Annotated in this window: 11 protein-coding genes; 7 read left to right on the top strand and 4 right to left on the bottom strand. The window is 60.1% G+C overall.

All coding sequences use genetic code 11. The annotated features are described in order from the left end of the window. Together ARB25_RS10265 and ARB25_RS08945 are read left to right on the top strand one after the other, a co-directional pair. On the top strand, nt 1-473 hold a 473-nt coding region (locus ARB25_RS10265; protein ID WP_216595143.1), incomplete at its 5' end, for a hypothetical protein. A 452-nt stretch (nt 474-925) separates the two neighbouring features. Further along, nucleotides 926-3,049 (top strand): DUF262 and DUF1524 domain-containing protein, encoded by a 2,124-nt coding sequence (locus tag ARB25_RS08945; RefSeq protein ID WP_055287471.1) that lies wholly within the window; start codon nt 926-928, stop codon nt 3,047-3,049. A gap of 67 nt (nt 3,050-3,116) precedes the next feature. On the opposite strand, the gene ARB25_RS08940 is transcribed toward ARB25_RS08945, so the two are convergent. The 3 genes from ARB25_RS08940 to ARB25_RS08930 all read right to left on the bottom strand — a co-directional run bounded on the left by ARB25_RS08940 (nt 3,117) and on the right by ARB25_RS08930 (nt 5,311). Next, nucleotides 3,117-3,389: a hypothetical protein gene (locus ARB25_RS08940; RefSeq protein WP_156327726.1), complete on the bottom strand. Its 273-nt coding sequence runs from the start codon at nt 3,387-3,389 to the stop codon at nt 3,117-3,119. A 158-nt stretch (nt 3,390-3,547) separates the two neighbouring features. Further along, nucleotides 3,548-4,534: a hypothetical protein gene (locus ARB25_RS08935; protein WP_055287467.1), complete on the bottom strand. Its 987-nt coding sequence runs from the start codon at nt 4,532-4,534 to the stop codon at nt 3,548-3,550. 123 nt (nt 4,535-4,657) lie between these two features. Beyond that, nucleotides 4,658-5,311: a helix-turn-helix transcriptional regulator gene (locus ARB25_RS08930; RefSeq protein ID WP_022094290.1), complete on the bottom strand. Its 654-nt coding sequence runs from the start codon at nt 5,309-5,311 to the stop codon at nt 4,658-4,660. A 277-nt stretch (nt 5,312-5,588) separates the two neighbouring features. Here ARB25_RS08930 and dpaL point away from each other — a divergent pair, with 277 nt between their 5' ends. The 5 genes from dpaL to hydA all read left to right on the top strand — a co-directional run bounded on the left by dpaL (nt 5,589) and on the right by hydA (nt 11,808). After that, a complete protein-coding gene (dpaL, locus tag ARB25_RS08925; protein ID WP_035137461.1) occupies nt 5,589-6,803 on the top strand; it encodes a diaminopropionate ammonia-lyase in 1,215 nt (404 codons plus the stop codon). 74 nt (nt 6,804-6,877) lie between these two features. Further along, a complete protein-coding gene (locus tag ARB25_RS08920; RefSeq protein WP_055252228.1) occupies nt 6,878-8,263 on the top strand; it encodes a YgeY family selenium metabolism-linked hydrolase in 1,386 nt (461 codons plus the stop codon). A gap of 201 nt (nt 8,264-8,464) precedes the next feature. Beyond that, nucleotides 8,465-9,667 (top strand): knotted carbamoyltransferase YgeW, encoded by a 1,203-nt coding sequence (gene ygeW / locus ARB25_RS08915; RefSeq protein ID WP_055287465.1) that lies wholly within the window; start codon nt 8,465-8,467, stop codon nt 9,665-9,667. Nucleotides 9,668-9,817: 150 nt separating this feature from the next. Beyond that, nucleotides 9,818-10,432, top strand: a complete 615-nt coding sequence (locus ARB25_RS08910) for a nucleotidyltransferase family protein (RefSeq protein WP_055287463.1) — start codon at nt 9,818-9,820, stop codon at nt 10,430-10,432. A gap of 8 nt (nt 10,433-10,440) precedes the next feature. Continuing rightward, on the top strand, nt 10,441-11,808 hold the full coding sequence (gene hydA, locus ARB25_RS08905) for a dihydropyrimidinase (RefSeq protein ID WP_055287461.1): 1,368 nt from the start codon (nt 10,441-10,443) through the stop codon (nt 11,806-11,808). Between the two features lie 109 nt (nt 11,809-11,917). Here the strand turns inward: hydA and yqeC are convergent, their stop codons facing one another. Further along, nucleotides 11,918-12,652 (bottom strand): selenium cofactor biosynthesis protein YqeC, encoded by a 735-nt coding sequence (gene yqeC, locus ARB25_RS08900; protein ID WP_055287460.1) that lies wholly within the window; start codon nt 12,650-12,652, stop codon nt 11,918-11,920. Nucleotides 12,653-12,746: the final 94 nt, after the last annotated feature.

The raw sequence follows: 12,746 nt of genomic DNA, 5'->3' as shown, positions 1-12,746 counted from the left end.
CCCGCGCCTTTAGACGCGAGCCCGGGGCCCGTGGGTTATACCCTAAGAGCAAACCACCCTTTTTAAGGGTGGTTCTGATTGCTGGCGGCGGCGCTGCGTTTGGCCTTTTGGGTTCTAGCGGCGTTGCCCTGGCGGCGTCGATGGGGGAGGACTATGCGCAGTTCGTGCTCGTTGAATGCTCAAGGCTTCTCGCATTTCTTGATGTGGCAACTGACCGCTGCCCGCATGAGGGAGCCATTTTGGTGCAGAAGACGGCCGAGGCCGTGCAGCGCAGCATCGCTGGTGTTGAGGAGGATGTCGAGAAGGAGAATGGAAAGGGGGGCCGCAGGAATGGCAGGTTGCTTAAGCAGTTGAAGAAGGGTCTTGGGTATTTGACTTCGACCCTTAAGCAGATCGAGAAGATGCAGAAGCGCCTTGGTGCCGCCGGTGAGAGCGAGCCGCTCAACAGCTTGCCAGCATCGGGTGGCGAATAGGTCGGGGCGATTCGGCTGCAATTCCGTGTCATCATCGCCACCGCTTAAGATGGTCCCGTGTTTGCCCATCTTTTTGCGAGGCGCGATGAGCATGTCGGCGACTTGCTCGATGTCTGATTTGCCCTTCGATCAGTTCTTGTCGAGCTCCTTTGGGCGGGAGGGGCAGCGATCTAGATATCCGCTCTTGGCATATGAGACAAGAAACCCGTAAGTCTGTGGCAATGTCAAAAGGCATACACAAGTGTCAGTCTTTTGACATCGTATGATTTTGGGGAGTGGCGCGCAGCGATCGCGCGCCACCCTGACGGCGTAAGCGTTTGCTTGCGTTGTAAAATCTAACGATATGAGCATCCCGGTTGCTTCTATGCTTCGATGCTCTCGTCTTTGGCACCCTCCGTTCAGTGGGGGACTGACTGCAAACGGCGTAAACAAGAAAGAGGAGACAACCGCAAATGAAAGCAACCGAGGCAAATCTACTAGACCTTATGGGCGTGGCGAAGATGCAGTTCGTCATTCCCGTATACCAGCGAGTTTACTCGTGGAGCGTAAAAGAGTGCGAGATTCTTTGGGATGACGTTATGCGAGCGGGTCGTGATGGCGTATCGCACTTCGTGGGGTCAATGCTTTATATCCCCGAGTCCGAGAGCTCTGCCACGAGTATTTCGCGCGTGCTCCTGATTGACGGGCAGCAGCGCATGACGACGTTTTCGTTGATGATCGCTGCTTTGGCTGACTATCTGGAGGGTAATCCCGACAAGGCCGACTTCCTTGGCGATCTCAAGATCTCAGCGCTGCGGAAGAACTACCTCTTTAACGATGACGACTACAACGGTCTGGCGCGCTATAAGCTGGTGCTCTCGCAGGACGATAAAGAGACGCTGTTCTCCATCGTGTCTGGGGCTCCCGTGCCAGATGAAAAATCGGATCGCATTGTCGAGAACCATGCGTTCTTCCGTGAAAAGATGCACGGGAAATCATTCGACCCTGCAAGGCTTTGGGCGGGGCTAAACCGCGTGCAGGTCATCGACACTAAGCTCACCGCTGGCGTTGATAATGCCCAGCTCATATTTGAGTCCATGAACTCCAAGGGCAAGCCGCTCACGCCCATTGACCTCATCCGTAACTACGTTCTAATGTCGCTTCCCAACGACGAACAGACCAAGCTTTATGAGGGTTATTGGCATCCACTCGAGTGCTTGTTCGGAAAAGGCGGCGAGGACGAGTTCAATGCATTTATCTGGTACTGGCTGTGGCTTAAAGTTCCCAATAGGATGCCGAAGGAGAACGAGGCCTACTACGAGTTTAAGCGCTATTTCGCCGACGACTACGATGGTGACACCGAGGGCCTGCTTAAGGGGCTGCGTGGGTATGCACATAGATACGCCAGTCTGTTCCTTGGTAAGGAGAAGGACGACGGACTACGCCGAGTGTTCGGCAGAATCGTAAGCCTCGACGTGAAGCAGATAAGGCCCCTCTTAATGTTGCTTTACTCGGTTTACGAGGGGAATGGGCTAGACCGCAATGCGTTTCTGCGTATCTGCGAGACTATCGAGTCGTTCCTGTTCAGGCGGGCGGTTTGCGGCAGGCTTACCACGGGCCTAAATAATTTCTTTGCCGGCATGTATCGCAATCTCGAGCAGCAGGACGTTATAGAGGAGTACGTTACGGCGATGCTCCTTATCCATAGCGGCGGTATGACTGCGTACTTCCCGACAGACGAGCATTTTGTCGAGGAGTTTAAGACGCGCGACTGTTACAACCGCTTCTCTAAAAAGCGCTATTACCTGGAACGCATGGAGAACTGGCACCACCCGAAGGAGTCCATCTCAGCCGACGATTACCAGATCGAGCACATCATGCCCCAGACGATCGATGATGAGCACGGCTGGAAGGAATCGCTTGGTGAGAACTGGGAAGACGTCCACGACAGGCTGTGCAACAACTTGGGAAATCTTACGCTGACGGGCTACAACCAGGAGTACTCAAACCGGTCGTTCTCGGACAAGCTCAATCTGCCTGACGTCGGATTTAAGTGCAGCCCGCTCTACCTAAACAAATCGATTGTCTCGCATGAAAAATGGGGTGAGGAAGAGATTGGGCAGCGCGCGGACGAGCTGGCGAAAGAAGCGTGCGAGATATGGAAGTATCCCGACCTTCCGGCAGACGTCGTCGACAAGTACCGTCCTTCTCGTGGGGAGTCTGACGAGGCTCCTGTCTGGACTCTGCAGGAGAACCACCCCACCTTTGCCGAAGGTGGGCTCAATCAGAAGCTTTTCGATGAGGTGCGCGAGTCCGTTCTGAGTGGTAACCCTTCGTGGGAGTCCTACATAGCTAAGTACTATGTAGGCTTCAGGTCGGGCAAGCGAAAGCTGCATGCCGTGCTAGAAGGCAGGACCAGCAACGGTGGTTGGATTGCCGTTGGCTTGGCAAAGAGTGTGGATGATCTAACGGATCCAGAGGACATGTGCCAGGACAAGCGTACGCAGGGTGGATTTGGCCCGGGCTTACCCACTTACGTTGCGCTTCGGAATGCCGATGACATTCCTGCGGTGCTCGATCTCATAAAGCAGTGCTAGGTTGAAGGCCGGGAATCTAGTTCCCGGCCCTTGCCAGCTCAAAATCGTCGATGGCTCGTCCGCCCGTCTACACCCTTACGATCCCGCGTGCCGCACTCAGCAGCTCGTACTCCCTCTGGCTCCACTGGTACAGCTCGGTCGCGCGTACGGCGTCGCGGCGCAGGTCCAGAAACACCTCGGCGCCCTCGCAGAAGCACTCGCGGGCAAAGGCGCCGGATCCGTCCGCAACGCACGCACCGTCGGCAAAGAGCTTCCAGCTGGACGGCTCGCGCGAGCCGTCTCCGAGCAGCTTGATCTGCAGAACATGTGGGCCGCCAGCGGCACATGGCCCTTCTTCCAACGCCTGCACCGTAAAGCGCATCTGGAGGGACAGAGTATAAAATCCGGAAAAGTGTCGAAATAGGCACCTTAAAACTTCGGAAAAGTGTGGCTGGATGACAAAACAGCACTTAGAAGCCGGTGCTGGATGCGGGATCCTGTGGTCGCCTTCAGCCCTCGCTACTCGTCGTCCTCGTCGTTGGGGTCGCCCTTGAGGGTGTTGATGTCCAGGTACTGGTTATCGTCCTCTTTTTGCTGGGTTTCCGACTCCGCTTGGGTGGGGCCGCGGAACAGCTGGAATCCCTCAAACGCAATGGCGCCGAGCAGGGCAATGACAATGGCGATAAAGGCAACCTTGACTGCCTGCGGAAATTCCGAGAAACGCAGCGCCTTTTCCTTGGCGTAATAATCGGCGAAGCGCTCTTCGCCCGTGCTTTTGGTATACGCCGGCGCGGACGCGGCCTCCGGGTCATATTCCGGTGCAGGCGTGGCAGCGTACGGATCGTTGAGATAATCGCTCGATGCGGTGCCATAACCCTCGGTCTCGATGCGACCATTGCCAGCATAGTCATCGGAATAATCGGAATATGCTGCACCGCCCTCATAGTCCACGGCGCTCGTGTTGGTGGCAAAAAGCGGGTTAACTGGAACGTCGAGCGCCGGCATGCCGGTAGAGGTCTCATCCAGATCGGCTGCAGCCCAGGAATCGTGGACAACCTGATGGACAACGGGCTCATCGAGCCTTGCGACCGGAGGCTTGCGTGCCGCAGGAACAGGCAACTGCTGGGCGCTGTACATAACGGTGCTGTCGGCCGATTTGCCCTGCGTCGCTGCAGCGAGAAATGCCGCCGTCTCGGACGGGTCGCTTGCGGGGCGGGGAGCGGGCGTGGGCGCCGAAGTGGGTGCGGGCGTAGGCGCGGGCGTCGAAACAGGCGACTGTGCAAGAGTCGGCGCAGATGCGGGCTTAGGCGCAAGTGCGGGATCGGGGCTTGACGGGCGAGCCCCGCCGCTCATGAGTTCGTCGGCGGTCCACGGGCGATCATTCATCACGTCGTCAAGGCTCAGCGAAAACAGGTCGTCTTCACTCTCATCGAACATGTGGTGCACATGTCCACCAATTGCCGGAATCAATCCGCGACCGGTGCATGATGCCTTGCTTAACGCCATTCTGTCCCATCCTTTCGAAATACCAATGACATCGATTATATGGAACTTCCCAAGCGGCCCGGTCTTGGATTCGTGCTTTCCAGAACTCGCGCCCAAAAGGGGAGGGGCAATCCAGGCGAGTGCCTACTTGTCGCCGGCCGCCGCCTTGGCCTCATTGAGGTAGCTATAGAAGCTGTACTTGGAGATGCCAAAGAACTCGCAGGCGCGCTCGCTCGACTTGGAAATGAGGAAGGCACCGCGACGGTCGAGGTAGCCAATGGCACGAATGCGCTCGTCTTTGGTCATGAGTGCCGCGGGCTTGCCCACAAACTGCTCGCACTCGTGCAACAGGTCCTCGAGCAGGTCGCCGATGTTCTTGGTAATGGGCTCGGGCTCGGTATAGCCCGTGCCGCCGGTGCCGGTAAAGGCGTCGAGCGAACGCTCAAAAGCCTTCATGAGCGTAATGTCAAAGTTGATGCCCAAAATGCCGACGGGCTTGCCCTCGTCGTTGCGGATAAAGATGGTCGAGGACTTGAGCAGCTTGCCATCGGTGGTTTTGGTGAGGTATGGCTCGCGGTCGTGCACGTCGGTGGTGCCCTCGTGCATGGACTCAAACACGATATGGCTGGGGCCGTCACCCAGTTTGCGCCCGCTGACGTGGCCGTTTTCGATCACTACGATGGAGTGGTCCACGTCCTCGGTCTCTAGGTCGTGGACGACGACTTCGCAGTTGGGGCCAAATTGGAGCGCCAGGCCGTGTGCTAGGCGCTTGTAAAACTCAATCTGTGCGGGGGTCATGGGTGCCTTCCTAAAAATTAGTTTGGGCACACTTTGCCATAAACCACACTTGACCGCAAACAAATCCATCAACAAGGCAATTCATGACCGTTCGGCGGCGAAAAAGTACCGATTACGGCAACAAACAATTCGTTAGGTATGCCAATCAAAAAGTGTGATAGAACATTACTAACAAACTTTTTGTTTGGCATCCACATAAAAGTTCAGCCGTGTGAATGGGATCGGGCTGAAACGCGTATGCGGGGGCCGGCAAGAGAGGACTTAAGGAGTTCACCGTATGGCCGATAAGATCCAGTGGGCGAGCAACACGATGCCCAAGAGCGATGACAAGCACTTGGGAATCATGAGTCTCGACCACGTGAAGAAGGCCCGTGCCTTCCACCAGTCGTTCCCCCAGTACACCGTCACTCCGCTTGCCCGCCTGGACGGCCAGGCCGCGCGCCTGGGCCTGTCCAACCTGTGCGTTAAGGACGAGAGCTATCGCTTTGGCCTCAACGCCTTTAAGGTCCTGGGCGGCTCGTTTGCCATGGCCAACTACATTGCCGACGAGACCGGCAAGGACGTTGCCGACTGCACCTTCGATTACCTGACCTCCGATCAGCTGGCCGAGGACTTTGGCCAGGCCACCTTCTTTACCGCCACCGACGGCAACCATGGCCGCGGCGTGGCATGGGCTGCCAACAAGCTGGGCCAGAAGGCCGTCGTTCACATGCCCAAGGGTTCCACTAAGCCCCGCTTCGATAACATCGCCGCCGAGGGCGCCACGGTGACCATCGAAGAGGTCAACTACGACGAGTGCGTGCGCATGGCCGCCGCCGAGGCCGACGCCTGCGAGCGCGGCGTCATCGTTCAGGACACCGCCTGGGAGGGCTACGAGAAGATCCCGTCCTGGATCATGGAGGGTTACGGCACCATGGCCTCCGAGGCTGCCGAGCAGCTGCGCGAGATGGCCATCAACCGCCCGACGCACGTGTTTGTCCAGGCTGGCGTGGGTTCGCTCGCCGGCGCCGTGGTGGGCTACTTTACCAACCTGTATCCCGATAACCCGCCCACCTTCGTCGTGGTTGAGTGCGCGCCTGCCGCCTGCCTGTACAAGGGCGCTGCCGCCGGCGACGGCGATCCGCGTATCGTGGACGGTGACATGCCCTCCATCATGGCCGGTCTGTGCTGCGGCGAGCCCAACATCCTGGGCTGGGATATCCTGCGCAACCATGCCACCGCCTTCGTGTCCTGCCCCGACTGGGTCACCGCTCGCGGCATGCGCACCCTGGGCGCTCCCGAGAAGGGCGACCCGCGCGTCATCTCCGGTGAGTCCGGCGCTGTGACCACCGGCCTGGTCGAGACCCTCATGCTCGATCCTGAGTACGCCGAGCTCAAGGAGCTCATCGGCCTGGACAAGACGAGCTCCGTGCTCTGCTTCTCCACCGAGGGCGATACGGATCCCGACCAGTATCGCCGTATTGTTTGGGAAGGCGAATATCCCACTTGCTAATCGTTAGGGCGGAGTAAATAGGTATCGCTCCGCCACCTCACAGGTAGATTCCTTCGTATGAAAGGTTATGAACAATGGCTAAAGAACTCGATTTCGACGCTATCAAGGCTGCTGCTGAGTCTCACCGCGCCGACATGACTCGTTTCCTGCGCGCTATGATCTCCCACCCCTCTGAGTCCTGCGAGGAGGGTGAGGTTGTTGCCTGCATCAAGGCTGAGATGGAGAGCCTTGGCTATGACGAGGTCAAGGTCGACGGCCTGGGCAACGTCATGGGCTTTATGGGCGAGGGCGACAAGATCATCGCCATCGACTCCCACATCGACACTGTCGGCATCGGCAACATCGAGAACTGGGATGCCGATCCCTATGAGGGCTACGAGACCGACGAGATCATCTACGGCCGCGGCGGCTCCGACCAGGAGGGTGGCATGGCTTCTGCTACCTACGCTGCCAAGATGATGAAGGACATGGGCCTCATCCCCGAGGGCTACAAGATCATGGTCGTCGGCACCGTCCAGGAAGAGGACTGCGACGGCATGTGCTGGCAGTACATCTACAACAAGGACGGCATTAAGCCCGAGTTCGTCATTTCCACCGAGCCCACCGACGGCGGCATCTATCGCGGTCACCGCGGTCGCATGGAGATCCGCGTCGACGTTCACGGTACCTCCTGCCACGGCTCCGCTCCCGACCGCGGCGACAACGCCATCTACAAGATGGCCGACATCATCGCCGACGTCCGCGCCCTCAACAACAACGGCTGCGACGAGTCGACCGACATCAAGGGCCTCGTCAAGATGCTCGACCCCAAGTACAATCCCGAGCACTTCGAGGATGCCCGCTTCCTGGGCCGCGGCACCTGCACCGTCAGCCAGATCTTCTACACCAGCCCCAGCCGTTGCGCTGTCGCTGACTCCTGCGCCATCTCCATCGACCGTCGTATGACCGCCGGCGAGACCTGGGAGTCCTGCCTGGACGAGATCCGTAACCTGCCGGCCGCCAAGAAGTACGGCGACGACGTGAAGGTCTCCATGTACATGTACGACCGTCCGTCCTGGACCGGCGAGGTCTACGAGACCGAGGCTTACTTCCCCACGTGGATCAACAAGGAGACCGCTCCGCACGTCAAGGCTCTCGTCGACGCCCACAAGGCCATGTTCGGTGACGAGCGCATCGGCTGCGAGCCCAGCATGGACAAGCGCACCGGTCGCCCGCTGTGCGACAAGTGGACCTTCTCCACGAACTGCGTTTCCATCCAGGGCCGCTACGGCATCCCCTGCGTGGGCTTTGGCCCGGGTGCCGAGTCTCAGGCTCACGCTCCCAACGAGGTCACCTACAAGGACGACCTGGTCACCGCTGCCGCCATGTACGTGGCTGCCCTGAACCTCTACGATCCGAGCCAGGCCGATGGCGACGCCACCGTGTTCCGCGCCGGTCTGACCAACAACAAAATCGATTAGTCCCATTCTTCGATTTTGTTGAGCCGGGGGCCGCTCGTGTCCCCGGCACCCCCTGTTGACTTGGGGCCCGCGGTCGTTATCTCCCATGCTTCCTCGACGGTGGCGGGTCCTCGTCATAGCGCTCTGCATGTTCTAGCCACACGCGCATGCCGGAGCGCATCTACTCATTGCGATCGTTTCACCTTTAGAAAGGACATTTACATGGACGCCAAGTTTACCGAGCTCGTCGAGCAGCTGAACGGACTCGACTTTAAGGGTATGTACGGCAGCGACTTCCTGCACACCTGGGACAAGACCACCGATGAGCTCAAGGCTCTCTACATCGTCGCCGACGCCCTGCGCGAGCTGCGTGAGAACAACGTTTCGTCCAAGATCTTCGACTCGGGCCTGGCCGTCTCCCTGTTCCGTGACAACTCCACTCGTACGCGCTTCTCCTTCTCTAAGGCCGCCAACCTGCTCGGCCTTGAGCTGCAGGACCTGGACGAGAAGAAGTCCCAGATCGCCCACGGCGAGACCGTCCGCGAGACCGCTACCATGATCTCCTTCATGGCCGACGTCATCGGCATCCGCGACGACATGTACATCGGCAAGGGCGACGCCTACATGGCTGAGGTCTCCGAGTCTGTCCAGCAGGCTTACGAGGACGGCGTTCTGGATCACCGTCCCACGCTCATCTCCCTGCAGTCCGACTCCGATCACCCCACGCAGTCCTCTGCCGACATGCTCTACCTCATCAACGAGTTTGGCGGCCTCGAGAACCTCAAGGGCAAGAAGGTTGCCGTCACCTGGGCCTATTCGCCCTCTTACGGCAAGCCGCTGTCCTGCCCGCAGTCGCTGATCAGCCTGCTGCCCCGCTTTGGCATGGACGTCACCCTGGCTCACCCCGAGGGCTACGACCTCATGCCCGAGGTCGTCGAGCGCGCCAAGGGCTATGCCGCCGAGTCCGGCACCACCTTTAAGCAGGTCAACACCATGGCCGAGGCCTTCGAGGGCGCCGACATCGTGATCCCCAAGAGCTGGGCTCCGTTTGCCGCCATGGAGAAGCGTACCAACCTGTACGCCGAGGGCGACGACGCCGGCATCGCAGCGCTCGAGAAGGAGCTGCTCGCCCAGAACGCCACCCATCAGGACTGGTGCTCCACGACCGAGCTCATGGAGAAGACTGCCAACGGCCAGGACACCATCTTTATGCACCCGCTGCCCGCCGACATCTCCGGTGTCTCCTGCGAGCACGGCGAGGTTAACGCCGACGTCTTCGACATGCACCGCGTGGGCATGTACAAGGAGGCCAGCTACAAGCCGTACGCCATCGCAGCCATGATGTTCCTGCAGAAGGTTGCCGATCCCGCCGCTACCCTCAAGGCCCTCGACGAGCGCAACACCGCCCGTTGGCTCCAGGCCTAAAGCCGGGTTGAGGTAAGCCATGTAAAGGGGGCGCTCTGCCAACCGGCGGGGTGCCCCTTTTTTGCATCGCGGGCGTGCGGGATAAGCGCTTTCGATGTGGATACCCGCGGCGCGAGTTATGGGTACGATGGTTTCAGGGGAGGTATCACCATGAAACTTGGATGCGTCATTATGGCTTCGGGCGAGGGCAAGCGGTTTGGCTCTAACAAGATGCTTGCCGATATCTATGGCGAGCCGCTGATTGCCCGGACCATCGATTCGGTTCCCCGGGGCTTTGACGTCGTGGTTTCGACGCGTTGGTCCGAGGTCGCTCAGATTTGCGAGGACAAGCATTGCCCGTGCGTGCTGCACGATGGCAAACTGCGCAGCGAAAGCGTCCGTGCGGGCCTTTCGTGGGGAGTCGAACGCAACTGGAAAGGTTGCCTCTTTTTGCCGGGCGACCAGCCGCTCGTGAGTTCGGATTCTTTTGAGGCTATGGTTCGTGCATTTGACGAGCGTGGCCGCAAACATCCGGTGCGTCTTGCGTGCAACGGTGAGCCTTCGAGTCCGGTGCTCTTTCCGGCGGAACTGTTCGATGCACTTATGTGTCTTGAGGGCAAGGACGGCGGGGGCTCGATTCTCAAAGGTCGCGTCGACGTTACGCTGGTCGAAGCGCGTGCCTACGAGCTGTGGGACGTCGATACCGTCAAGGGACAGCGACGCATAGCGGAGCATATCGCGGCCTGCTCGTATTTTGATCGCGTGGCCAACTGTATGAATCGATAAGGAGCAACATGATCATCATCAAAAACGGCGCGCTCGTGACGCCACAGGGGCTTCGCCGTGCCGATCTTGCCATGGATGGCGATAAGATCGCGCGGATCGCCGCGGCGATTGAGCCGGCCGAGGGCGATACCGTCGAGGATGCCACGGGCTGCTGGGTGTTTCCCGGCTTTATCGACGGCCACACGCACATGCAGTGCTGGACCGGCATGGATTGGACAGCGGATAGCTTTGAGACCGGCACGCGCGCGGCTGCCTGCGGCGGTACGACGACCATCGTGGACTACGCGACGGCCGATCGCGGCGTGACCATGCCCGATGCCTTGGCCGAGTGGCATCATCGCGCCGACGGCACCTGCACGGCAAACTACGCCTTTCATATGGCACTCGCCGAGTGGAATGAGCGCAATCGCGCCGATCTTTCGGCTATGCGCGAGGCGGGCGTATCGTCGTTTAAGACCTACTTTGCCTACGACCACCTGCGCTTGGACGATGCCGAGACACTCGAGGTGCTGGAGGAGCTCAAGCGCCTGGGCGGTATCTTGTGCGTGCATTGCGAGAACGGCACGTTGGTGAATGAACTGCAGAAGCGCGTGTACGAGCAGGGGATTCATGGACCCGAGGGGCATGCGCTCAGCCGTCCGGGCGTGTGCGAGGGTGAGGCCGTGAGCCGTCTGCTGTATCTGGCGCACTTGGCCGGGGACGCTCCGGTCAACGTGGTGCACCTTTCGACTAAGCTGGGGCTCGAGGCCATTCGCGCTGCCAAGGCGCGCGGGCAGAAGAACATCTATGTCGAGACATGCCCCCAGTATCTGATGCTCGACGACACCTGCTATCTGGAGCAGGGCGAGGACGGCTTTGCGGGCGCCAAGTACGTGATGAGCCCGCCGCTGCGCCATGCCGGTGACCGTGCCGCGTTGCGCGAGGCGCTTGTGGCTGGCGAGATCGATACTATTGCAACCGATCATTGCAGCTTTAACCTGCACGGGCAAAAGGACCGCGGGCGCGACGATTTCCGCGCGATTCCCAACGGCGGGCCCGGCGTGGAGCATCGTCCCGTCGCGATCGCCACGAGCTTTGAGGGGCAACTGGGCCCCGAGGACCTCTGCCGCCTGATGAGCGAGAACCCGGCGCGCGTGTTTGGCATGTACCCGCGCAAGGGCTGTCTTGCCGAGGGTGCCGATGCCGACGTGTGCGTGTGGGATCCTTGCGCGCGTTGGACGATCAGCGCCGCGACACAGCATCAGGCCGTGGACTACACGCCGCTCGAGGGCTTTGAGGCACATGGCCGCGCCAAGGCCGTGTTTGTGAACGGCGTACTGGCGGCACGCGACGGCGAGCCTACCGGAGCCCAGCCCGGTCGCTACGTGCCTCGCTAGCAGCAAAGATGCCGTGTCCCCTCCGCAGTTGCGGTGAAATACGGACTGTTTGCGGCCGTTTGGCGGCCAAACAGTCCGTATTTCACCGCAACTGACGAGATGGGGCCGGCTACTTGAGGCTGCTGGCGACGACGGGGCGGCCGAGGGCTGTCTCGAAGCGACCTGCCATCGTTGGGTCGGCAAGCGTGTCGACTTGGTTGAGCATGATGCGGGCATTGTTGAGGTTCAGCATCTGCAGCTCGGCATTGAGCACCTGGGCGACGCGCTCGGGCGTGGCGATGTCGGTGAGCTCGCAGCCGCAACGCTCGCAAAAGAGCTCGGGGCGGTGGACGGCTTCGTTGATGGGCTTGCTGAGTCCCGAGGCGCCGACGAGCCAGATGACGTTGGCCGTGCCGGCGGGAACGACCGGCTCCCACGGGGCGTGCGCTTTGAGTGGGAGCCGCTTGCTGCCGTCCGCCTCGGCCAGGACGTAGTCAAAGCGCTGCGCCAGCTGGTCGAGCGGCTCGGCAGGGGAGGAGAGCTTGCCCGTCTCCGGGTCCAAGACGCCTGCCTGGCAGATGCTTCCCCGCACAAGCCCCGCGCAGGCCTCGCAGGTGCAGCCTAGGGCGTGTGGGGCACCCGGCTTCCAAGGCGCGGCGTCCAGGCGACGGCCCGACCCGTCCCACGGCACACCGGCGACGGGGAACATGCGCGTGGTGGTGCAGAGGAGCACGCGGCCGCCAGCGCGCATAAGCTCAAGGCCGAGTGTCTTTAGCAAGGTCGACTTGCCACCGCTGCCGATAATCGCGGTAATGTCCGGCTCGATCCTGAGCGCCGAGGCAAGATTGCCGCTAACCGTTTCCATCTGTTCACCGCCGTATAATACTGTGATAATAAATAATCATCAGAGTAGCGGTCGAACCGCTTTTGCTCTGCTCAAACCGTAGCACAGGGAGGTG

Origin of the sequence: Collinsella aerofaciens (assembly GCF_001405375.1) — a bacterium.
GTDB classification, from domain to species: domain Bacteria; phylum Actinomycetota; class Coriobacteriia; order Coriobacteriales; family Coriobacteriaceae; genus Collinsella; species Collinsella aerofaciens_F.
The sequence above is the reverse complement of the archived record's forward strand: the minus strand, read 5'-3'. Positions and strand labels throughout refer to the sequence as shown.